The organism is Collinsella sp. AF11-11 (assembly GCF_003465485.1).
Classification (GTDB): Bacteria; Actinomycetota; Coriobacteriia; order Coriobacteriales; family Coriobacteriaceae; genus Collinsella.
In genome coordinates this window covers 141,538-163,544 of record NZ_QSAS01000001.1, presented here as the reverse complement: position 1 = coordinate 163,544, position 22,007 = coordinate 141,538, and the positions used below count along the sequence as shown (strand labels likewise).

At 61.0% G+C, this 22,007-nt stretch carries 19 protein-coding genes; 18 read left to right on the top strand and 1 reads right to left on the bottom strand.

The window, feature by feature from the left end; all coding sequences use genetic code 11:
• Positions 1–2 precede the first annotated feature (2 nt).
• The 7 genes from DWV58_RS00755 to rpsJ all read left to right on the top strand — a co-directional run bounded on the left by DWV58_RS00755 (position 3) and on the right by rpsJ (position 10,430).
• On the top strand, positions 3–4,478 hold the full coding sequence (locus DWV58_RS00755; protein ID WP_199585923.1) for a DNA-directed RNA polymerase subunit beta': 4,476 nt from the start codon (positions 3–5) through the stop codon (positions 4,476–4,478).
• 310 nt (positions 4,479–4,788) lie between these two features.
• Positions 4,789–5,307 (top strand): RNA polymerase sigma factor, encoded by a 519-nt coding sequence (locus DWV58_RS00745; protein WP_117775858.1) that lies wholly within the window; start codon positions 4,789–4,791, stop codon positions 5,305–5,307.
• On the top strand, positions 5,258–6,334 hold the full coding sequence (locus tag DWV58_RS00740; RefSeq protein WP_117775857.1) for a DUF4179 domain-containing protein: 1,077 nt from the start codon (positions 5,258–5,260) through the stop codon (positions 6,332–6,334). The genes DWV58_RS00745 and DWV58_RS00740 overlap by 50 nt, the downstream gene beginning before the upstream one ends.
• A 682-nt stretch (positions 6,335–7,016) precedes the next feature.
• Positions 7,017–7,394 (top strand): 30S ribosomal protein S12, encoded by a 378-nt coding sequence (gene rpsL, locus DWV58_RS00735; protein WP_006235012.1) that lies wholly within the window; start codon positions 7,017–7,019, stop codon positions 7,392–7,394.
• A 74-nt stretch (positions 7,395–7,468) separates the two neighbouring features.
• Complete coding sequence (gene rpsG / locus DWV58_RS00730) at positions 7,469–7,942, top strand: 30S ribosomal protein S7 (protein WP_006235013.1); 474 nt, start codon at positions 7,469–7,471, stop codon at positions 7,940–7,942.
• Between the two features lie 19 nt (positions 7,943–7,961).
• Positions 7,962–10,061: an elongation factor G gene (gene fusA / locus DWV58_RS00725; RefSeq protein WP_022094183.1), complete on the top strand. Its 2,100-nt coding sequence runs from the start codon at positions 7,962–7,964 to the stop codon at positions 10,059–10,061.
• A gap of 60 nt (positions 10,062–10,121) precedes the next feature.
• A complete protein-coding gene (gene rpsJ, locus DWV58_RS00720; RefSeq protein WP_022094184.1) occupies positions 10,122–10,430 on the top strand; it encodes a 30S ribosomal protein S10 in 309 nt (102 codons plus the stop codon).
• Between the two features lie 116 nt (positions 10,431–10,546).
• Here the strand turns inward: rpsJ and DWV58_RS00715 are convergent, their stop codons facing one another.
• Complete coding sequence (locus tag DWV58_RS00715) at positions 10,547–11,323, bottom strand: biotin--[acetyl-CoA-carboxylase] ligase (RefSeq protein WP_117775856.1); 777 nt, start codon at positions 11,321–11,323, stop codon at positions 10,547–10,549.
• 174 nt (positions 11,324–11,497) lie between these two features.
• Here DWV58_RS00715 and DWV58_RS00710 point away from each other — a divergent pair, with 174 nt between their 5' ends.
• Genes DWV58_RS00710 through DWV58_RS00660 form a run of 11 tightly spaced genes read left to right on the top strand, consistent with a single transcriptional unit; the run spans position 11,498 to position 21,927 of the window.
• Positions 11,498–12,457, top strand: a complete 960-nt coding sequence (locus DWV58_RS00710; protein ID WP_117775855.1) for a beta-ketoacyl-ACP synthase III — start codon at positions 11,498–11,500, stop codon at positions 12,455–12,457.
• A gap of 52 nt (positions 12,458–12,509) precedes the next feature.
• Positions 12,510–12,746, top strand: coding sequence for an acyl carrier protein (locus tag DWV58_RS00705; protein WP_006235019.1), 237 nt, complete (start codon positions 12,510–12,512; stop codon positions 12,744–12,746).
• A 2-nt stretch (positions 12,747–12,748) separates the two neighbouring features.
• Complete coding sequence (fabK, locus tag DWV58_RS00700) at positions 12,749–13,693, top strand: enoyl-[acyl-carrier-protein] reductase FabK (protein ID WP_117775854.1); 945 nt, start codon at positions 12,749–12,751, stop codon at positions 13,691–13,693.
• The gene (locus tag DWV58_RS00695; RefSeq protein WP_117775853.1) at positions 13,681–14,607 is read left to right on the top strand and encodes an ACP S-malonyltransferase; all 927 of its coding nucleotides are present in this window, start codon (positions 13,681–13,683) and stop codon (positions 14,605–14,607) included. The genes fabK and DWV58_RS00695 overlap by 13 nt, the downstream gene beginning before the upstream one ends.
• A gap of 30 nt (positions 14,608–14,637) precedes the next feature.
• Positions 14,638–15,411 (top strand): 3-oxoacyl-[acyl-carrier-protein] reductase, encoded by a 774-nt coding sequence (gene fabG, locus DWV58_RS00690; RefSeq protein WP_117775852.1) that lies wholly within the window; start codon positions 14,638–14,640, stop codon positions 15,409–15,411.
• Positions 15,412–15,447: 36 nt separating this feature from the next.
• Positions 15,448–16,698 carry a beta-ketoacyl-ACP synthase II gene (gene fabF, locus DWV58_RS00685; RefSeq protein ID WP_233540464.1) on the top strand — a complete coding sequence of 417 codons (1,251 nt, stop codon included), beginning with the start codon at positions 15,448–15,450 and terminating at the stop codon, positions 16,696–16,698.
• A gap of 3 nt (positions 16,699–16,701) precedes the next feature.
• A complete protein-coding gene (gene accB / locus DWV58_RS00680) occupies positions 16,702–17,175 on the top strand; it encodes an acetyl-CoA carboxylase biotin carboxyl carrier protein (RefSeq protein WP_117629227.1) in 474 nt (157 codons plus the stop codon).
• A gap of 9 nt (positions 17,176–17,184) precedes the next feature.
• Positions 17,185–17,607, top strand: coding sequence for a 3-hydroxyacyl-ACP dehydratase FabZ (fabZ, locus tag DWV58_RS00675; protein ID WP_099432064.1), 423 nt, complete (start codon positions 17,185–17,187; stop codon positions 17,605–17,607).
• 10 nt (positions 17,608–17,617) lie between these two features.
• The gene (locus DWV58_RS00670) at positions 17,618–18,961 is read left to right on the top strand and encodes an acetyl/propionyl/methylcrotonyl-CoA carboxylase subunit alpha (protein WP_117629226.1); all 1,344 of its coding nucleotides are present in this window, start codon (positions 17,618–17,620) and stop codon (positions 18,959–18,961) included.
• Positions 18,954–20,672 carry an acetyl-CoA carboxylase, carboxyltransferase subunit beta gene (gene accD, locus DWV58_RS00665; RefSeq protein ID WP_233540463.1) on the top strand — a complete coding sequence of 573 codons (1,719 nt, stop codon included), beginning with the start codon at positions 18,954–18,956 and terminating at the stop codon, positions 20,670–20,672. Before DWV58_RS00670 ends, accD begins: the two co-directional genes overlap by 8 nt.
• Positions 20,673–20,712: 40 nt before the next feature.
• Positions 20,713–21,927 carry a PTS fructose transporter subunit IIB gene (locus tag DWV58_RS00660; protein ID WP_117775850.1) on the top strand — a complete coding sequence of 405 codons (1,215 nt, stop codon included), beginning with the start codon at positions 20,713–20,715 and terminating at the stop codon, positions 21,925–21,927.
• Positions 21,928–22,007: the final 80 nt, after the last annotated feature.

The following is a 22,007-nucleotide window of genomic DNA, read 5'->3' as shown; positions in this document are numbered from 1 at the left end:
CTGTGGCAGATTTCGAAGCTACTGATTTTGACTCGGTAAAGATCTCCCTTGCCTCCGCCGACCAGATCCGTTCCTGGTCGCACGGTGAGGTCAAGAAGCCGGAGACCATCAATTACCGTACCCTCAAGCCCGAGAAGGACGGCCTGTTCTGCGAGAAGATCTTCGGTCCCGCCAAGGACTGGGAGTGCTCCTGCGGCAAGTACAAGGGCATCCGCTTTAAGGGCATCGTCTGCGAGCGCTGCGGCGTCGAGGTCACCTCGGCCAAGGTGCGTCGCGACCGCATGGGCCACATCGAGCTCGCCGCTCCCGTGTCCCACATCTGGTACTTCAAGAGCCCCACGAGCTTCCCGATGAGCCGTATGCTCGACATCAAGTCCAAGGACCTCGAGAAGGTTCTGTACTTTGCCAGCTACATCATCACCGAGGTCGACTACGAGGCTCGCGAGGCCGACGCTGACGACCTGCGCGAGGAGCTCGCCGCCGATCTGGAAGAGATCGATGCCGAGTGCGCCCGCCAGATCGAGTCCCTCAAGGAGCAGGGCGACCCCGAGAACTTTGACGAGTTCTCCGACGAGGAGCCGCTGACCCCCGAGGAGATCGCCTCTGGCATCGTCGACATCGAGGAAGAGTGCAAGGACGAGAAGCAGCTCCGCACGGACGCCTTCAACGCCTTCATGAAGCTCACCGAGCGCGACCTCATCTCCGATGAGCCGCTGTTCCGCGAGATGACCCGCTACTACTCCATGTACTTCAAGGGTGGCATGGGTGCCGAGGCCGTCCGCGACCTGCTCGCTGCCATCGACCTTCCTTCCGAGGCCGAGAAGCTCAAGGCCATCATCGCCGACGAGGACTCCCAGAAGCAGAAGCGCGAGAAGGCCGTCAAGCGCCTCGAGGTCGTTGACGCCTTCCTGAAGGGTGGCAACAGCCCCGCGAACATGATCCTGGACGTCATCCCGGTCATTCCGCCCGATCTGCGCCCGATGGTCCAGCTCGACGGCGGCCGCTTCGCTGCGTCTGACCTCAACGACCTGTACCGTCGCGTGATCAACCGTAACAACCGACTCAAGCGTCTGCTCGACCTGGACGCCCCTGCGATCATCGTGAACAACGAGAAGCGCATGCTCCAGGAGTCCGTGGACGCCCTGTTCGACAACGGCCGTCGTGGTCGCCCGGTCTCTGGCCGTGGCGGTCGCCCGCTCAAGTCGCTCGCCGAGGCCCTCAAGGGCAAGCAGGGTCGTTTCCGTCAGAACCTGCTGGGTAAGCGTGTCGACTACTCCGGCCGTTCGGTTATCGTTACCGACCCCAAGCTGCTGCTGCACCAGTGCGGTCTGCCCAAGACCATGGCGCTGGAGCTCTTCAAGCCCTTCGTCATGAAGCGCCTGGTCGAGCTTGGCAAGGTCGAGAACATCAAGGGCGCCAAGCGCGCTATCGACCGTGGTGCCACCTTTGTGTGGGACATCCTCGAAGAGGTCATCGACGGCCGCGTCGTGCTGCTCAACCGTGCACCGACCCTGCACCGTCTGTCCATCCAGGCCTTTGAGCCGGTGCTGGTCGAGGGCAAGGCTATCCACCTGCACCCGCTGGTCTGCTCGCCCTTCAACGCCGACTTCGACGGCGACCAGATGTCTGTCCACGTGCCGCTGTCCAGCCAGGCTCAGGCCGAGGCTCGCGTGCTCATGCTTTCTGCGAACAACCTGCGCTCGCCGGCATCCGGCAAGCCGGTCAACATCCCTTCGCAGGACATGATCATCGGCGTGTACTACCTGACCCAGGTCCGCGACGGTCTGCCGGGCGAGAACCACGTGTTCTCGAGCTTCGACGACGCGCTGCACGCCTATGACTGCCGCTCCGAGGTCGACATGCAGGCCAAGATCCAGGTCCGCGTGTCCGCCGAGAACGCCAACGTCATCAACGAGGACGGCACCCGTATCTTCCGCGTCAAGAACGGCAAGAACGAGTTCGTCGACTACGACGTCACCGGCAACAAGACCGCGCGCTTCGAGACCTCTATCGGCCGCATCATCTTCAACCGCCAGTGCCTGCCCGAAGACTATGAGTTCATGAACTACAAGATGGTCAAGGGCGACGTGGCTAAGCTGGTTGCGGACTGCTGCGATCGTTACCCCGAGGCCAAGGTCGGTCCGATCCTCGACGCCATCAAGTACTCTGGCTTCCACTACGCTACCCGCGCCGGCCTCACCATCTCGGTGTGGGACGCTCTCATCCCTGCCGAGAAGCAGGAGCTGCTCGACCGCGCCCAGGCTAACGTCGACCAGATCAACGAGTACTTCGAGGAGGGCTTCATCAACGAGACGGAGCGCCACATCGAAGTCGTTAACGAGTGGACCGCTTGTACCGACAAGGTCGCAGCGCTCATGCTCGACTTGTTCGACGAGGAGAACCCGCTCTACATGATGGCCGACTCCGGCGCCCGTGGTTCTAAGACCCAGCTGCGTCAGCTCGGCGGCATGCGTGGCCTGATGGCAGACATGTCCGGCGAGACGATCGACCTTCCCATTAAGGCGAACTTCCGCGAGGGCCTGCTGCCGCTCGAGTACTTCATTTCGACCTACGGCGCCCGTAAGGGCCTGGTCGATACCGCATCCCACACCTCGGACTCTGGTTACCTGACCCGTCGTCTGGTCGACGTGGCCCAGGACGTCATCGTCCGCGAGGAGGACTGCGGTACGCACGAGGGCGTCACCTACAACCTCATCATCCCCGGCACCACCGACCTCAACACCGACCTCGTCGGCCGTTGCTTCATTGAGGACGTCGTGGCTCCCGATGGCACCGTGCTCTTTGAGCAGGACGGCTACATCGAGAAGGTCGCTGACATCCAGAAGATGGTCGATGCCGGCCTTAAGAAGGTCAAGCTTCGCGCGCTGCTCACCTGCCGCTCCAAGTACGGCGTGTGCCAGAAGTGCTACGGCTGGGATCTTTCCACCCGTCGTCCGGTCGCCATCGGTACCGCGGTCGGCATTATTGCCGCCCAGTCCATCGGCGAGCCCGGTACGCAGCTTACGATGCGTACCATTCACTCCGGCGGCGTCGCTGGCGTCGACGATATTACGCAGGGTCTGCCTACGGTCAGCCGTATGTTCGATATCGTCGGCAACGTCAACGAGAAGATCCTGGGTCGTGAGGCCGAGCTGGCTCCGTACTCCGGTCACCTCTCGATTAAGCCCGAGAAGTCCGAGTACGTGCTGACGCTCACCGACTCCGAGGATCACACCCGTGTCCTCGACGAGCGTCGCGTCCCCGCTTCGGTGCGCTTTATGCCCGAGATCGAGGACGGCTGCGAGGTTCGCGCCGGCGACCAGATCACCAAGGGCTTCGTCAACTTCCGCAACCTGCGCAAGCTGACCGACATCGAGTCGACGATGCACACCTTCGTCGAGAGCGTTAAGGACGTCTACACCAGCCAGGGCGTCGACCTGAACGACAAGCACATCGAGGTGCTCGCACGTCAGATGCTGCGTCGCGTTCAGATCACCAACCCCGGCGACTCCAAGTACCTGCTTGGTCAGTACGTCGACCGCTACGAGTTCGCCGACGAGGTCGAGCGCGTTGCCCGTCTGGGCGGTCAGGCTCCTGTGGCCGAGCCCGTCATCCTGGGTACGCTCAAGGTCGCGTCCAACATCGACTCCTGGCTGTCGAGCGCTTCGTTCATTCGTACCGCCGGCGTCCTTACCGAGGCTGCCATCGAGGGCAAGGTCGACCACCTGCTCGACCTTAAGTCCAACGTCATCGTCGGTAAGAAGATCCCGGCTGGTACCGGCCTCAAGCCGTACGCCAACGCCAAGCTGACGTATCGCACGGCCGACGGCTACGTGGACATCGACGGCCCGGCTTCGCCCAACGCCAAGTCGCTGCCCGAGTGGGCTCCTGTGGAGCTCAAGGACCTGGACGAGCAGCTCCCGCAGCAGCTCGACTGGGCCGGCTACGACGAGTTCGGTGGTGCTGACGGTTCGTTCACCCGCAACGGCCACACCATCTCCGCCGAGAAGGCTCGCCTGTACCTGTTCGACGACCTGGGCGTGTCGCAGCGCTGGACCAACAAGTTCAGCGAGGTCGGCATCGAGACGGTCGGCGACCTGGTTGGCAAGTCCGAGGAGGATCTGCTGCGCATCGATGGCATCGGTGCCAAGGCGATCGAGGAGCTCCGTGACGGCCTCGAGGCCCACGATCTGCTCTACATCCTCGAGAACAACGACGACGTTGCCGACGAGGAAGACCTCTCGCAGCTGCTGCAGATGGTCTTTAGCCCCGACGGTCCGGACGATATCCTGCTGGGTACCTCCGCACCGACGCATCACGCCGACGCCGATGAGGAGCTCCTGGGCGCCCCGATCGACGACAAGAAGGCTCCCGCCAACGGCGCGATCAACGAGGACATGGCTTCCCTCGACGAGCTGCTCAACCAGCTCGTGGACACCGATGACGCCGAAGAGGCCAAGGACAACGACGAGGAGTAACTAGTTCCGCCGTTCTAACGAACGGCGGCAATCTCCGTCGCTGCGCGGCCCCCAGAGCTACAATCTGTCATTCAAAAGGCAGGGCATGACCAAAAGGTCAATGCCCTGCCTTTTTCATGCCACCTTGTACGCTCTGGGGGCCGCTCGCTTGCGTATGCTCAACCTGTTGCGTTCCGTTGATCCCTTGCCAATAAGGGACAGGTTTATTTTGCTAGGTTTTTACTGCTTGAATTTGAAACATTTCGCCCGACAAGAGCGTATCTATGGTGAGGGCCTCACCAAGAATTATTAACGTCACCGGGAGGTGATTATGGAAGAACAAGCATTTAGACAGGCGGTCGAAGACCACCGGGATGTCGTGTTTCGGATCGCATTGACGTACCTGCGCGATCGCGCCGATGCCGACGATGTTGCCCAAGACGTCTTTCTTAAACTGCTCAAAAGCGATGTGCAATTTGAGAGCTGGGAACATCTTCGTCGATGGCTTATCCGGGTCACGATCAATGAATGCAAATCGCTCTTTCGAAAGCCATGGAGGCGTGTGGAGGATATTGAGAACCTGGCCGAGTCGCTTTCGACAGCGCAGGATGAGACCAAGGCCGTCCTGTCAGATGTCATGCGGCTTCCGGAACGATTCCGTATCTCCATCGTGCTCTATTACTATCTGGGCTTCTCGACTTCAGAAATTGCCGAGTTACTGCATGTGCCAGCCGCGACCGTTCGAACGCGTTTAGCTCGCGGCAGATCGAAGCTCAAGTTCATCCTAGAGGAGGGCGACCGTGAAATCCAACCAGATCAAGCAGGCCTTCGAGTCCGTCCAAGCCGATAGCGATCTTGCTGACCGTGTTCTTTATGCCGCTGCTGGCGAGCCGCTTCGCCGAAAGGGTCACGCGAAGCCTCTGTATGTTGCCGTAATCGGATGTCTTGCCGGAGTGCTCGCGACCGGAGGGGTCGCCTATGCCGTCGTCAATTCCAGTTATTTTGCCTCTGCCTGGGGAAACCACGGCAACGGAGAGTCCATTACCTGGACTCAAGGTGGCTCGTCGGGGACGAAATATACCTACACCAGAGAGTTTGGTGATGGTATCGCGCCCCAAAGCCTGGAGGGTGCAGTCCAGAAGGTCAATCTGTCCGTCGAGGGCAACGGCTATACGCTCGACATTCATGAGATGGCAATCGACGAGAACGGTTGCGGTGCTGTGACGTTTACATTGTCCAATCCGAATGGCGTTAACTACTACAAGCCGGCGGCAGAGCTTGGCGAACTTGTTCTCTATGGTGAAGAAGAAGGGGGCGTCAGTACACCCAGCATGAACTTCGGCGAGGAATGGGCTGATACACGCTGCACCATTGATAAAGACACATCAAGCGACACGGTCATTAACGGCACGATGTACTTTGCATCTTGGAATCGCGATCGAGATTTACGACATGCGGTCACCTGGAATATCAGTTGGACGGAGGGCAAAGGTGAGGATGCGAAGGTGATCGAGGTATCGACGCCAGAGTTTAACGTCGGAGCGCACGTCGATACAAAAGAACTCCGCTCCGATGACTCGCCTCTCGAGATCAGTCCGTTTTCCATCCAGACGCACATCGATGATCTGGGCTATGAAGCAGTTGATCATAAACTGACCGTCACCTACAAGGATGGGTCAGAGCAGATTATCGAAGATGACGACGCAGGGGCGTACAGTTTCTATGTTTCGATGGGACGCAATAGCGGAGAGAACATTTGGGTGCCAACGAAGTTGATTGATGTCGACCAAGTGGTTTCAGCAACGCTCGAAGGCACACGCTGCACTTCAACAGGGGGCGCCGAAACGTCGGAACCCTTTACCATCGTCTATTCGTAAGATTTGGGGCCGCTTTCTACTAGGGGAAGCGGCCTTCTTTGCGGTAAATGGGCGGTTAGACCGCACGATATTCGCCTGCATTCCTGAAGTATGCGGCAAAATCTTGATGGGTCGACCACACCGTATATGCTCAAGCGCTCTACCTGCGGGTTTATTATCGCAAAACCCCGGTGCGCTCGGCGGGTCCAGAATTTGCCGCATACTTCCGAAAGCGCCGCCGATTTCCATGCGACAGGTGAGAGCAGATCACCGTTGGAGCGCGACGTTTCCCCAGATAAAACCGACCAAAATAAACCTGTCCCTTTTTGGCAGGTAACGTTGCCCCGACGAGCACGTCGGATCCCCGGCCCGGGCGGCACAGGGGTTAAGTTTGTCGCGAGTTCCGCACGAGCCGGAGGCCACTTAATGTGGCCTCCGTGCGAGCCAGGACTGTAGAGCAGCAAACTTAACCCCTGTGCCGCCCGGCCCGGGGATCCGCCCCCGCGCACAGGAGGGGATTCCTTTTGTGTAGGCTTTGCGGAAATGTGCCAATTTTGGGATACGCCCGGCGGCGTGGTCTGTTGACGGCACAGCTAACGCCACGTATCCTATCGAACTGCGTGTTTCGTAGGGGGATGCTGACCCCTCGATTCAAGCCGTTGCACTTTACAGAAAGCTGGAATCATTCGAGAAGGAGTACGCTTTGCCTACTATTAACCAGCTGGTTCGCCAGGGCCGTCGTTCCGTGCCCAAGAAGTCCAAGAACGCTGCTCTGCAGCACAACTCCCAGAAGCGCGGCGTGTGCACCCGCGTCTTCACCACGAGCCCCAAGAAGCCGAACTCGGCTCTTCGTAAGGTTGCCCGTGTTCGCCTTGTCAACGGCATCGAAGTTACTGCTTACATCCCGGGTGAGGGCCACAACCTGCAGGAGCACTCCATCGTGCTCGTCCGCGGCGGTCGTGTCCGTGACCTCCCTGGTGTCCGTTATCACGTCATCCGTGGCGCCTACGACGCTGCACCGGTCCAGAACCGTATGCAGGCCCGTTCCAAGTACGGTGCTAAGCGCCCCAAGGCCAAATAAGCCAGATAACGTTTTGATACTTTCGCCGTGTGCCGTCTTGAGCGCCGCACGGTAGACACTTAAGGAGATTTCACATGCCGCGTCGTGCAGCAGCTAATCGTCGTGAGGTTCAGCCTGACGCCGTTTACAACAACCGCCTGGTGACTCAGCTCATCAACAAGGTCCTTCTTGACGGCAAGAAGGCCACCGCTGAGCGCATCGTTTACACCGCTTTCGAGATCGTTGCCGAGAAGTCCGAGGGTGGCGACGCTCTCGCTACCTTCAAGAAGGCTATGGACAACGTCAAGCCCACGCTCGAGGTTAAGCCCAAGCGTGTCGGCGGCGCTACCTATCAGGTCCCGATGGAGGTCAACTCCCGTCGTTCCACCGCTCTGGGTATCCGCTGGATCGTCAACTTCTCCCGCGCTCGCAAGGAGAAGACCATGGCCGAGCGTCTCGCCAACGAGATCCTCGACGCCTCCAACGGCCTGGGCGCTTCCGTCAAGAAGCGTGAGGACGTCTTCAAGATGGCCGAGGCCAACCGCGCGTTCTCTCACTATCGTTGGTAAGTTAAGGTAAGGAACTAACATGGCTAAGCCTAAGTACAAGCTTTCCGATACCCGTAACATCGGCATCATGGCCCACATCGATGCCGGTAAGACCACCACGACCGAGCGTATTCTTTACTACACCGGTAAGACCCACAAGATCGGTGAGGTCCATGAGGGCGCTGCCACCATGGACTGGATGGTTCAGGAGCAGGAGCGCGGCGTAACCATTACCTCCGCTGCTACCACCTGCTTCTGGAACAAGGACGGTAAGGACTACCGCATCCAGATCATCGACACCCCGGGCCACGTTGACTTCACCGCCGAGGTCGAGCGCTGCCTGCGCGTCCTCGATGGCGCTGTCGCCGTCTTCGACGCCGTTGCCGGCGTTCAGCCCCAGTCTGAGACCGTTTGGCGTCAGGCTTCTACCTTCAACGTCCCCCGCATCGCCTTCATCAACAAGTATGACCGCGTGGGCGCTGACTTCTTCAACGCTATCGAGACCATGAAGGATCGTCTCGACGCTAACGCCGTGGCCGCTCAGGTCCCGATGGGCGCCGAGGACAACTTCTGGGGCGTCATCGACCTCGTTACCATGACTGCATGGGACTTCAAGGCCGACGAGAAGGGCATGACCTACCCCGAGCCGATGGACGAGATCCCGGCTGAGTTTGCCGACATCGCTGCCACCAAGCGCGAGGAGCTCCTCGACGCTGCTGCCAGCTTTGACGACGAGCTCATGGAGAAGATCCTCATGGAGGAGGACTTCACCGTCGAGGAGCTCAAGGCTGCTCTGCGCAAGGGCGTTCTGGCCAACGAGCTCAACCTCGTTTTCGTGGGTTCCGCCTACAAGAACAAGGGCGTTCAGGAGCTGCTCGACGCTGTCGTCGACTACCTGCCCAGCCCGCTCGACGTTGAGGCCGTCACCGGTACCGATCCGGACACCGGCGAGGAGATCCAGCGTCATCCTTCCTTCGACGAGCCCTTCTCCGGCCTGGTCTTCAAGATCATGACCGACCCGTTCGTCGGTAAGCTCACCTACGTCCGCGTTTACTCCGGCCGCGCCGAGTCCGGCTCCTACGTTGTCAACGCTTCCAACGGTCAGCGCGAGCGCCTCGGCCGCATCCTCGAGATGAACGCCGCCGAGCGTATCGACCGTGACGACGCTGCCGCCGGCGACATCGTCGCTTGCGTCGGCTTCAAGAACTCCACCACCGGTGACACCCTGTGCGCCGAGGGCAAGGAGATCGTCCTCGAGAAGATTGAGTTCGCTAAGCCCGTTATTGACGTTGCCATCGAGCCCAAGACCAAGGCCGAGCAGGACAAGATGTCCCTGGCTCTGACCAAGCTCGCCGAGGAGGACCCGACCTTCCAGGTGTCCACCAACCACGAGACCGGCCAGACCATCATCGCCGGCATGGGCGAGCTGCACCTCGAGATCATCGTCGACCGTCTGCTCCGCGAGTTCAAGGTTGACGCTAACGTCGGTAAGCCCCAGGTTGCCTACCGCGAGACCGCCGGTCACGACGTCGAGAAGGCTGAGGGCAAGTTCGTCCGTCAGTCCGGCGGTCGCGGTCAGTACGGCCACGCCGTCATCAAGCTCGAGAAGATGGAGGAGGGCTTCGGCTACGAGTTCGTCAACGCTATCGTCGGCGGCGTCGTGCCCAAGGAGTACATCCCGTCCATCGACAAGGGCATCCAGGAGGCCCTGAACACCGGTGTTATCGCCGGCTTCCCGGTCCTCGACGTTAAGGTCACCCTGTTCGACGGTTCTTACCACGAGGTCGACTCCTCCGAGGCCGCCTTCAAGATCGCCGGTTCCATGGCTATCAAGGACGCTCTCAAGAAGTCCGATCCGCAGCTGCTCGAGCCGATTATGGCTGTCGAGGTCGAGACCCCCGAGCAGTACATGGGCGACGTTATGGGCAACCTCTCCGGTCGCCGCGGCAAGATCGAGGGCATGGAGGATCGCAAGAACAGCAAGCTCATCCGTGCCAAGGTGCCGCTGGGCGAGATGTTCGGTTACGCTACCGACCTTCGCTCCCAGACCCAGGGCCGTGCATCCTACACGATGCAGTTCGACTCTTATGAGCCCGCGCCCAAGTCCATCGTGGACGAGGTCATGAGCAAGAACGCCTAAGTTCGAGCTCCCTGTTACGTAATCCGCGAGAACATCTCTCGCACTCTTTGGAGGTTTAAGTTGGCTACCCAGAAGATCCGCATTCGCCTCAAGGGCTATGATCACGAGGTCGTCGATCAGTCCGCGAAGCTCATCGTCGAGACCGCTCAGAAGACCGGTGCTCGCGTTTCCGGTCCTGTCCCCCTGCCCACCGAGCGCAACCTGTACACGGTTATCCGCTCGCCGCACGTGAACAAGGACTCCCGTGAGCAGTTCGAGATGCGCACCCACAAGCGCCTCATCGACATCCTCGACCCCACCTCGGGCACCGTTGATTCGCTTATGCGTCTCGACCTCCCCGCTGGCGTCGACATCGACATCAAGCTCTAAGCGATATCGCTCATAGCTTAAAGGGCCCCGCTGCCGTTACGGTAGCGGGGCCCTTTTGTTTTGCATGATGGGTTTGGATCGCCGGGTAAGGCTGCCGAGCGGCTGGCTGTGGCGACCTACTCACTCAAGGGGCGCAATGACGCTTCCTCAAAATGGAAGGATCGCAAGCCGTCTTCTGTTTCGATGCACGCACGACCAAAGCCATCGACCGTTTTAAAGATGCCTCGCGCCAGCTCGTCACCGGCAGGGGAGCGGGCGATAACGTGCTTTCCAATCCAATTGAGGTGAGCGACATATTCGCCGTGGACGGGCGCGAGCGGTCCGGTGTTTTCTTCCATGGCGTTGAGGCGTTCTGCCCAGGCATCTATAGCGTCTATAACTGCGTGATAGACCTCATCGAGGAGCATGTCGACAGCTGGAACGTTCTCGTTAAGGTCCGAGAGACCGATTGCCAGCAGGCCGCCATCGGGCACCTCTTGGGGCGCATAGTTCACATTGACACCAATGCCACAGACGGCGAAAGGTTTGCCTTCGTTATCGCGTGCGGCCTCGACCAGAATGCCGCCGAGTTTGCGTCCACGCGCGACCAGGTCGTTGGGCCATTTGAGGCCAATCTCGTTTGCAAGACCCTGTTTTTCGAGCGCCTCGAGCACCGCTAGGCCGCTGACGGCAGCAAGACCAGAGTACTTCGCAGGATTAACGCATGGACGCAGGACAATCGAAAGCAATAGGTTGCCGGCGGTTGAATCCCACTTGTGGCCGCGCCGGCCGCGTCCTGCTGTCTGAGCCCGGGCGGCAAGTCCTGTTCCGTGCGGCGCTCCCTGTTTTCCTGCTTCGAGCAGGTCATCGTTGGTCGATCCGGTTACGTCGACTATCGTTAATTTGGCATCCATAACGGCTGCTACCTCCTTAATGAATAAGTGAATAACGCAATGGTGTCGAGAGAGACACAATGTGAAGCCTTTGTCGCATTTGGACAATTTAATGTTAACACGTTAACAACGACTGAAATGCGCTATCCTCTCTTGGTCGATGTAAACGCGTCAACAACTCAAAGGAGGTTAGTGATGGGTTTCACGATTCTTGGAACAGGCTCGGCGCTTCCCAAGCGCAGTGTTTCCAATGACGAGCTGTCCGAGTTCCTCGATACCTCGGATGAGTGGATTTTTACCCGCACAGGTATTAAGAGTCGCCACGTCTGCACCACCGAGTCACTTGACGACCTTGCCGTAGCGGCGAGCGAGCGGGCACTTCAGGTGTCCGGAATCGACGCGAGCCAGTTGGATCTGATCGTCTGCTCGACGACGACGGGTGACCACCTTGTTCCCGCCGAGGCGTGTGCCGTTGCTGAGCGACTGGGCGCGACGTGCCCTGCCTTCGATGTCTCGGCTGCCTGCGCCGGCTTCGTATTTGCGCTCGATGTTGCCGAGGGCTATATCGCCCGAGGACGAGCCAAGCATGTGCTTGTCGTTGCCGCCGAGCAGATGACGCGCGCGCTCGACTGGACCGACCGCGCCACCTGTGTGCTCTTTGGCGATGGGGCAGGCGCCGCGGTGATTGAGGCTGGGGGAGACAGCCCCCTTGCCGTTGAGCTTTCGACGGCGCCCGACGTCGAGACGTTGTGCGTTCCCGGTCTGGTCGGCACCTCGCCGTTTAAGGCCTCCGCAGATAGCGAGAGCGTGCTGTCCATGAATGGCCGCCGCGTGTTCAAGTTCGGCGTCAACGCGATTTGCGACACGGTCCATAAGCTTGCGAGCGATGCGGGCATTTCGGTCGAGGACATCGACCATTTTGTATTCCATCAGGCTAACGAACGAATCCTGAGTCAGGCGGTCAAGCGCCTCGGTGTGCCAGACAAGCGCGTGGTTCGAACGCTGCGCGAGACCGGCAACATTTCGAGCGCATGCATTCCGCTTGCCCTCGACCGGCTGGCAAACGCCGGTGCACTTCACACGGGCGACACCATCGCCCTCGTTGGATTTGGCGCCGGTCTGGATAAAGGTGGCTATCTACTTCGTTGGAAGTAGTCGCACATAGGAAATAAAAACGCCCCTAGGGCACAAACAAAGGAGAACTACCATGGCAGATCAGAAGACCTTCGAGCGCGTTTGCGATGTTATCCGCGAGACCGCCGGTCTTGACGACGTCGAGATGAAGCCCGAGTCCACGCTCGAGGAGATTGGTCTCGACAGTCTGGGCACCGTCGAGATCCTCGTCGCCGTTGAGGACGAGTTTGGCATCCAGCTCGATACCGAGGAGAACCCCAAGACGGTCGGCGAGTTCGCCGATACGGTCGAGGCGGCATTGGAGAAGTAGAGATGCTCAAGACTCCTCTCTGCGATCTGCTCGGCATCGAAAAGCCCGTGTTCCAGGGCGGTATGGCCTGGATCGCCGACGCCTCGCTGGCGTCCGCAGTGTCCGAGGCGGGCGGCTTAGGGATTATCGCGGCCATGAACGCCGACGCCAACTGGCTGCGCGACCAGATTCATGAGCTGCGCGCCAGGACGGATAAGCCCTTTGGCGTCAACGTCATGCTCATGAGCCCGTTTGCCGACGAGGTCGCGCGGGTCGTGATTGACGAGCGGGTGCCGGTCGTCGTGACGGGTGCCGGCAATCCCACCAAGTACATGAAGGCGTGGAACGAGGCGGGCATCAAGGTCATCCCGGTCGTTGCCTCGGTGGCGCTGGCGCGTCTCGTGGCGCGTCGTGGAGCCACTGCCGTGGTTGCCGAGGGTACCGAATCAGGCGGCCATATTGGCGAGACCTCGACGATGGCACTGGTGCCACAGGTTGTCGATGCGGTCGATATTCCCGTGGTTGCGGCTGGCGGTATCGCCGATGGCCGCGGCGTGGCGGCCGCCTTTATGCTCGGCGCTGCTGGCGTCCAGGTGGGAACACGCTTTCTGGTCGCAGACGAGTGCACCGTATCGGAGCAGTACAAGGAGATGGTCCTGAAGGCCAACGACACCTCGACGCGTGCGACCGGCCGCTCGACGGGACACCCGGTGCGTGCCCTCAAGAGCCCCTTCACTAACGCCTACGCCAAGAGCGAGGCGGCGGGCGTAAGCGTCGAGGAGCTCGGGGCCATGGGCACGGGCGCCCTTCGCAAGGCCGCCAAGGACGGCAATTACGAAGAGGGCTCGTTTTTGTGTGGACAGATTGCCGGCATGGTCAACGAGCGCCAAAGTGCACGTGAAATCGTTGACGACCTAGTCGATGGCGCCGAGCACGTCCTGAAGGGTGCGTGCGCATGGGTGGCGTAGCGTTTCTGTTTGCCGGCCAGGGCGCCCAGCACCCCGCGATGGGCGTCGACCTGATCGAGGCATCGCCGGCGGCCGCCGAGGTGTTCGCCATTGTCGACGAGGTGCGCCCGGGGACCAGTGAGCAGTGCCGAAGCGCCTCCAAGGAGGAACTCTCGCAGACCGAGAACACGCAGCCGTGCGTGTTCGTTCACGATCTGGCAGCGGCTGCCGCCCTGCGTGAGCGCGGCGTGGTACCTGCCGCCTGTGCGGGTTTTTCGCTTGGCGAGGTCGCCGCGCTCACCTTTGCGGGGGCGTTCGATACGCGAGCGGGCTTTGAGCTCGTGTGCGAGCGCGCGGCGCTGATGGCCGCGGCTGCCGAGCGCCATCCGGGCGGCATGCGCGCCGTCATCAAGCTCGATGCGGCGCAAGTCGAGAACCTGGCAAAACAGGCCGGCGAGGACTGCTGGCCGGTCAACTACAACAGTCCGCAGCAGACGGTTGTTGCCGGAGCGCCCGAGGCGCTGCAGGAGCTCGACGTCCTAGTAAAAGAGGCTGGCGGCCGCGCTATGAAAGTCGCGGTGTCGGGCGCATTTCATAGCCCCTATATGGCCGAGGCGACTGAGGGGCTGGCGACGTATATCCAAGCCGGCCACGCGCCGTCACCGCTGCTGATTCCGGTCATGGCAAACATGACGGCGGCGCCCTATCCGGCGGACCCGCGAGCGGCATCGGATGTCTTGGCCAATCAGGTGAGTCATGCCGTTCGTTGGGTCGATGCGCTGCATACTCTGCAGAATCAGGGCATCGACACGTTTATTGAGGTCGGCCCTGGCAAAACGCTGTCGGGCCTGGTCAAGCGTACGCTGAGCGACGTTCGCGTGTATTCGTGCGAAACGGCCGAGCAGGTCGCAGCTATTGCCGACGAGCTCGCATAGTCCACAGGGCTGTAACCCGAAAGGAATGACATGGGCAACTTGAACAACGGCGCGCTCGAGCGCAACGACTCACGTCGCGTGGCACTGGTCACGGGCGGCTCGCGGGGTATCGGCCGCGCCTGCGCTGTCGGTCTGGCGGAGGACGGCTTTGATATCGCCGTCGTCTATGCCGGCAGCGTCGATGCGGCGCGCAAGACGTGCGAAGCCTGTGAGGCGGTTGGCGCCACGGCACGCGCATATCAATGCGACGTGGCCGATCCCGCTGCTGTCAACGCGTGCGTGGAAGCGGTCCTCAACGACTTTGGTTCCATTTGGGCGCTCGTCAACAACGCCGGCATCACCCGCGATGGCCTGCTCATGCGCATGGGCGATGACGCATTCGATCGCGTGCTCGATGTCAATCTCAAGGGAACATTCAATATGACGCGCGCGCTCACCAAGACCTTTATGCGCCAGCGCGGCGGTTGCGTCGTCAACATGAGCTCGGTCGTGGGCCTGATGGGCAATGCCGGGCAAGCCAACTACGCTGCTTCCAAGGCGGGCGTGATAGGGCTTACCAAGGCGGTGGCGCGCGAGCTTGCGCCTCGTGGCGTACGAGCGAACGCGGTCGCTCCCGGGTTTGTCGAGACAGATATGACGGCAAAGCTCTCGGAGAAGGTGCGTGCGGCAACCGAGGAACAGATTCCCCTTAAGCGCATGGCACGTCCCGAGGAAGTGGCCGGCGTGGTGCGCTTTTTAGCGAGCGATGCGGCTGCTTACATTACGGGCGAGGTCGTGCGCGTCGACGGCGGAATGGCGATGTAGAAACCAGGGCCGAAGAACGGCTTGGATGAGGAGACCATGATGGAACAGAGAGTTGCAATCACCGGCATCGGTGCCGTATCGCCGCTCGGCAACACCGCGCTTGCCACCTGGGCGGCCATGTGCGCCGGGACCTGTGGCATCGGCCCGATCACGCACTTCGATACCGATGCGTTTACCGTCAAGGTGGCGGCCGAAGTCAAGGGCTTTGACGGCAACGAGTACTTTGGCAAGCGCGACGCCAAGCATCTGGACCCCTGCGTTCAGTTTGCGCTGGTGGCTTCGGACGAGGCAATGCACGATGCGGGCTTTGATGTCGAAGGCGCCATCGATCGTGAGCGCCTGGGCGTCTACGTGGGCTCGGGCGTGGGCGGCATGCAGACGCTCGTCGACAACGTCCACACGATCGCCGATCGTGGACCTCGCCGCGCATCGCCCTATATGATTGCGATGATGATCCCCAACATGGCTTCGGGCAATATCGCGATCCGCCACAAGGCAAAGGGACCGACCCTGCCAGTCGTGACTGCTTGCGCGACCTCGGCCCATGCGGTGGGCGAGGCGTTCCGCGCCATCAAGCACGGCTATGCCGACGCGATCCTCGCGGGCGGCGCCGAGGCGGCCATTATCCCCGATGCCGTTGCAGGCTTTACGTCCTGCCGCGCATTGACCACCAACCCCGATCCTGCGACGGCTTGCCGTCCGTTCGATGCAGACCGCGACGGCTTTGTGATGGGCGAGGGCGCTTGCGTGCTGGTACTCGAGAGCATGGAACATGCGCAGGCGCGCGGTGCGCACATTTATGCCGAGGTCGTGGGCTACGGCAACACCGATGATGCCTATCACATCACGAGTCCCGATCCCGAGGCTGCCGGCATTGCCCGCGCGATATCGCTGGCGGTAGCCGAGGGCGACGTCAAGCCTTCCGAGGGTCTCTACATCAACGCCCACGGCACCTCGACCAAGCTCAACGATTCGTCCGAGACGACAGGCATTAAGCGGGCGCTCGGCGAGGACGCGGCGCGCGCCGCACATGTCTCGTCGACCAAGTCGATGACGGGGCACATGATCGGTGCCACGGGGGCCATTGAGGTCATGGCCTGCGCCATGGCACTCGAGCAGGGCGTGGTGCCGCCGACCATTAACTACCACACGCCCGATCCCGCCTGCGATCTTGATTACACGCCCAATCGCGCGGTTCGCGCCGACCTTACCTGGGCGCTTTCGACCAACCTGGGCTTTGGCGGGCACAACGCCGCCATCGCGCTGCGTAGATATACGAGGAGCTAGAGCATGGATTCCAAAAGACTTGCCGAGATAGCCGATGTGATGGAGGACCGCGGCCTTACGCGCGTACGCGTTGAGGAGCCCGATGGCACCGCGGTCGAACTCGAGCGCGCGAGTGTGGCGCAGCCGGTTGCCGTGCCCATGCCTATGCCGAGCGCCATGGCCGCTCAAGTTGCAGCTCCCACAGTCGCGCCTGCCGCACCGGAACCCGCCACGCAGACACCTGCCGCCGCGCCGGAGCCCAAGGGCACCGAGGTGACTGCTCCCATGGTGGGCGTCTTCTATGCTGCCCCTGCGCCGGGCGACGAGCCGTTTGTGCGCGTGGGCTCCAAGGTCAAGGCCGGCGAGACCCTCTGCATCATCGAGGCCATGAAGGTTCTCAACGAGGTGACGGCCGAGGCAGACGGTGAGGTGCTCGAGATCTGCGTGGCCGACGGCGACCTCGTGGAGTTTGGCAGCTGCCTCATGAGGATCGGATAGGTGATATCCATGAACAAAGAAGAGCTCAAGAAGCTGTTACCGCATCGCGAGCCGATGCTTTTGCTCGACGAAGCCGAGCTGGTGGGCGACGAGGCCCACGGCAAGATCACGATTACAGGCGACGAGTACTTTTTGCAGGGACATTTTCCGGGAAACCCGGTCGTTCCCGGCGTGATTCAGTGCGAGATGCTCGCCCAGAACTGCTGCGTGCTGCTGATGGGCGATGAGGAGGCGCGCGGCGCGACGCCGTTCTACACGAGTCTGGACAAGGTGCGCTTTAAGCGTCCGGTGCGCCCGGGCGACACGGTGGATCTGGTGTGCTCCATCACGCGTGCACGCGGGCCGTTCCGCTTTGCGACGGGTACTGCGAGCGTCAACGGTGAGGTTTGCTGCCGCGCCGATATGTCTTTTGCACTCATGCACGAAAGTTAAGGAAGGCTCCATGTTCGACAAAGTGCTCATCGCCAACCGCGGCGAAGTCGCGGTCCGTGTTATCCGCGCGTGCCGCGATATGGGCATCAAGACCGTCGCCGTTTATTCCACGGCCGATGCGGACGCGCTACACGTGCAGCTTGCCGACGAGGCGTATTGCATCGGCGGCCCGCGTCTTGCCGAGAGCTACCTCAACGACGATGCCGTGCTCACCTGTGCCGTAAAGTCGGGAGCTAAGGCAATTCATCCCGGCTATGGCTTCTTTTCCGAGAAGGCGAGCTTCGTGCGCGACTGCGACAAGTTCGGTCTGGCGTTTGTCGGTCCTTCGGCCGAGGTGATCGACAGCATGGGCGACAAGGACGCCGCACGCCGAACGGCCGCTGCTGCGGGCGTGCCCATCGTGCCGGGCTGCGATTTGCTCAAAAGCCCCGAGGAAGCAACGGCCGAGGCCGAGCGCATCGGCTGCCCCGTGCTTATTAAGGCGCGCGCGGGCGGCGGCGGTCGCGGTATTCGCAAGGTCGAGCGCGTGGAAGATGCGGCAAAGGCGTTCATCGAGGCGCGTGCCGAGGGTGAGGCCGTTTTTGGCGACGGCGAGTGCTACATGGAGAAGTTCGTTGCGCCGGCGCATCACGTTGAGGTACAGATTATGGCCGATAAGCAGGGCCATGTGTTTTCGCTCGGCGAGCGCGAGTGCTCGGTGCAGCGCCGCAACCAAAAGCTGATCGAGGAGAGCCCCGCGCCGTGCCTCGACGGACGCGATGATATTCGCGCGCGCATGCACAAGGCCGCGCGCGACCTGGCTCGTGCCGTTGGCTATGAGGGCGCCGGTACCATTGAGTTTTTGTACTCAGATGACGGTAATTTCTACTTTATGGAAATGAACACGCGCTTGCAGGTTGAGCATCCGGTCACGGAGTTTGTGACCGATACCGACTTGGTCAAGTGGCAGCTGCGCGTGGCTGCCGGCCAGCCTCTGCCCTTTGAGCAGGAGGACATGCCGGTGCGCAACCACGCCATGGAGTGCCGCATCAATGCCGAAACGCCGGACTTTCTGCCGTCATGCGGAACGGTCACCGCGTTGCGTGTGCCGGGTGGTCCGCGCGTGCGCTGGGATTCCGCCATGTTTACCGGAGCGAAAGTTCCGCCGTACTACGACTCCATGCTCGGCAAGCTCATCGTGTGCGCGCCCACGCGTGACGGTGCCATTCGCAAGATGCGCTCGGCCCTGGGCGAGCTCGTGATTGAGGGCGTGAGCGAAAATAGCGAGCTTCAGCTCGACGTGCTGGCAAACGACGAGTTTTTGTCGGGCATGTATCACACCGATCTGATGGGGCATCTCTATGCTGATGAATAGAAAAGCGAAGACGGTCAATGTCCTTGAGGGGCCGATAACCGAGTCGTGCGCCGAGTTCCCCGCGCGCCACGTGTTTGTCAAATGCCCGGAGTGCCGCCGTGTGATCGATGAGGCGCGCCTGCACGACAACCTCGAGGTCTGCCCTCGTTGCGGCAAACACTTTCGCGTGAGCGGTCGCGCGCGCATGCGCATGACGGTCGACGCGGGTACCTTTGAGGAATGGGATGCCAATCTGGCGTCGAAGGACTTCCTCTCGTTTCCCGGTTATGCCGACAAGCTTAAGAGCGTGAGCGAGCGTTCGGGCGAGCGCGATGCCGTTGTGTGCGGCAGGGGCAAAATCTGCGGCTGCGATACCGCGCTCTTCTTTATGGATGCCAACTTTATGATGGGCTCAATGGGCTCCGTGGTGGGCGAGAAGATCTGTCGTGTCTTTGAGCGCGCGGCCGAGTTGGGGCTGCCGGTCGTTGGCTTTACCGTATCGGGCGGCGCCCGCATGCAGGAGGGCGTGACCTCGCTCATGCAGATGGCCAAGATTTCTGCGGCGGTTAGGCGCCACAGCGAGGCGGGCGGCCTGTATATCACGGTGCTCACCGATCCCACGACCGGAGGTGTAACCGCGAGCTTTGCCATGGAGGGCGACATTATCCTGGCCGAGCCCGATGCCCTGACGGCATTTGCCGGCCCGCGCGTGATCGAGCAGAACATGCACAAGCGTCTGCCCAAGGGATTCCAGCGTTCCGAGTTTTTGCTGGAGCACGGCTTTTGCGATGCCGTTGTTCCGCGTGGTGAGATTGCGCTCACGGTAGGCGAGCTGCTGGCGCTGCACGAAGGGCACGCGCCCGGCCTGGGGGCACCGCATGAGATCGTGCATACGGGTCGTCGCGACAAAAAGCTGGGACACTTGTTTAAGCGCTCGGTCGCACCAAAAAGCGCGCTCGAAATCGTCAAACAGACTCGCTCGGCGAACCGCGCCACGGCAGGCGAGATGATCTCGTTGGGTCTCGACGGATTCGTAGAGCTGCACGGCGACCGCTACTTTGGCGACGATGCTGCCGTGGTGGGCGGCATCGGCTGGAAAGACGGGCGACCCGTGACGGTTATCGCCATCGAGCGCGGTACCACGACCAAAGAGCGCATGCGTCGCAACTTTGGTATGGCACATCCCGAGGGCTACCGCAAGGCACGTCGCCTGATGCACCAAGCCGAGAAATTTGGTCGGCCGGTTCTGTGCCTGGTTGATACTTCGGGCGCGTTTTGCGGCATCGGTGCCGAGGAGCGCGGCCAGGGCGAGGCGATTGCCCAGAATCTCATGGAGATGAGCGGCCTTAAGACGCCGATTGTCTCGGTGGTGACAGGCGAGGGCGGCTCTGGTGGCGCGCTGGCGCTGTCCGTGGCCGACCGCATCCTGATGCTCTCAAGCTCGGCCTATTCGGTCGTGAGCCCCGAGGCCTGTGCGTCGATCCTGTGGAAGGATACCGAGCGCGCGAATGAGGCCGCTGAGGCGCTTAAGCTCACGGCCCCCGATCTGTTGGCGCTCGGCATCATCGACGGCATTGTCGACGATAGGGGCCTGTCGCATGAGGAGATCGCCGGTGCCGTCATGTCCTCGGCATTTGATGCCTTCGATACGCTTGGGCAGCTCGACGACGCGACCCTCACAAACCTCCGCTACGAAAAGTACCGCGCAATCGGTCAGTACCGCACGATGTGACAAAGGGACAGCCCGCATGTCACATTGGGAAAGGCGTTCCATGTCACAAGTTTCTAACACCTCGTTTACAACGACGGTTTCATCAAACGCCATGGCCGTGGTGGACTATCTGTCCAAAAGCATGATGTCGGCGCTGCCGTTTATTGTTTGCGCGGCGTTGTTCCGCACCGCCGCCGTCGTTATGGGCGAAGGCATGCTGGGCCTGTGGTCTGCCGATTCCGAAATCTATCGCCTGTTCTACAGTTGGCTCTATAACGCCGGCTACTACTTTTTGCCCATTTATCTTGGTTGGGCGGCCGCCCGCCAGCTCGGTTGCTCGGAGCAGCTGGGCATGATGCTGGGCGGCGTATTGATTGCGCCCGATCTGCTTAAGCTCGTCGATGCCGCATCGACGACGGGGGCAGCGATGGCTTTCGTGTATGGTCTGCTTCCCGCGCCGGTCAACGATTACACAACGACTGTTATTCCGGTTCTCATCTCGGTGCCCGTGCTATGGCAGGTGGAGCGTTTCTTTAAGCGCACTATCCCTCAGGCTGTGGCGTTTTCTTTTGTACCGTTTGCAACCATGCTCGTTATGGTTCCGGTGTCGCTGTGTGTTACGGCGCCGGCAGGCAGCTATCTGGGCATGCTGTTGGGACAGCTTATGTTTATGCTTGGCAATTCCGGTGGCATCGTGTCGCTGCTCACGCTCATGGGGCTTGCCGCGGGCTGGGAGTTTCTTAAGATCGCGGGTGTCAGCAACGTTGTCCTATCGCTCGCCTATGCGCAGTTTATGAGTGTGGGAACGGATTCGTGCATCCTGATCGCCGCGACGATGGCAACGTTCGCCGTTTGGGGTATGCCCTTTGGCGCGTCGCTCCGCGTTGCGGATAAGGACGAGAAGGCGCTCATGCTGGGCTATTCAATCTCGGGTATTCTTGGCGGCGTAAGCGAGCCAGCGCTGTACGGATGCGGCTTTAAATATGGCAGGTGTCTGACGTGCATGGCCGTTGGCGGCGCCGTCGGAGGCCTTGTTGCGGCCGTAGGCCACGTTACGGCTTATACTATCGGTATGACGAATGTTCTTATGGTCATTGGCTTTGCCACGGGCGGCATCTCGAATCTGCTGTGGTGCTGCGCTGCCGGCGGCGCAGCATTTGCGGTGTCTGCGGTGCTGAGCTACTGCTTTGGCGTGGTGCCGACAAAGGTGCAGGCGGCAGAAGACGAAGCTGATTCGCTCGAAACAGTGGCGAGCGCTGCTGAAGCAAGCGCATAAATCTGTGCGACAAAAGGACGATTCCTTTGTCATATTCCAAGGCTGCGGCCCGTGTGGGCTGCGGCCTTTTTGTATCTGGA

Excerpts from the sequence above, each read along its gene's own strand:
- DWV58_RS00745 (WP_117775858.1), top strand. The coding sequence starts at position 4,789 with ATGGAAGAACAAGCATTTAGACAGGCGGTCGAAGACCACCGGGATGTC.
- rpsG (WP_006235013.1), top strand. The coding sequence starts at position 7,469 with ATGCCGCGTCGTGCAGCAGCTAATCGTCGTGAGGTTCAGCCTGACGCC.
- fusA (WP_022094183.1), top strand. The coding sequence starts at position 7,962 with ATGGCTAAGCCTAAGTACAAGCTTTCCGATACCCGTAACATCGGCATC.
- DWV58_RS00715 (WP_117775856.1), bottom strand. The coding sequence starts at position 11,323 with ATGGATGCCAAATTAACGATAGTCGACGTAACCGGATCGACCAACGAT.
- DWV58_RS00710 (WP_117775855.1), top strand. The coding sequence starts at position 11,498 with ATGGGTTTCACGATTCTTGGAACAGGCTCGGCGCTTCCCAAGCGCAGT.
- DWV58_RS00705 (WP_006235019.1), top strand. The coding sequence starts at position 12,510 with ATGGCAGATCAGAAGACCTTCGAGCGCGTTTGCGATGTTATCCGCGAG.
- fabK (WP_117775854.1), top strand. The coding sequence starts at position 12,749 with ATGCTCAAGACTCCTCTCTGCGATCTGCTCGGCATCGAAAAGCCCGTG.
- DWV58_RS00695 (WP_117775853.1), top strand. The coding sequence starts at position 13,681 with ATGGGTGGCGTAGCGTTTCTGTTTGCCGGCCAGGGCGCCCAGCACCCC.
- fabG (WP_117775852.1), top strand. The coding sequence starts at position 14,638 with ATGGGCAACTTGAACAACGGCGCGCTCGAGCGCAACGACTCACGTCGC.
- fabF (WP_233540464.1), top strand. The coding sequence starts at position 15,448 with ATGATGGAACAGAGAGTTGCAATCACCGGCATCGGTGCCGTATCGCCG.
- accB (WP_117629227.1), top strand. The coding sequence starts at position 16,702 with ATGGATTCCAAAAGACTTGCCGAGATAGCCGATGTGATGGAGGACCGC.
- fabZ (WP_099432064.1), top strand. The coding sequence starts at position 17,185 with ATGAACAAAGAAGAGCTCAAGAAGCTGTTACCGCATCGCGAGCCGATG.
- DWV58_RS00670 (WP_117629226.1), top strand. The coding sequence starts at position 17,618 with ATGTTCGACAAAGTGCTCATCGCCAACCGCGGCGAAGTCGCGGTCCGT.
- accD (WP_233540463.1), top strand. The coding sequence starts at position 18,954 with ATGAATAGAAAAGCGAAGACGGTCAATGTCCTTGAGGGGCCGATAACC.
- DWV58_RS00660 (WP_117775850.1), top strand. The coding sequence starts at position 20,713 with ATGTCACAAGTTTCTAACACCTCGTTTACAACGACGGTTTCATCAAAC.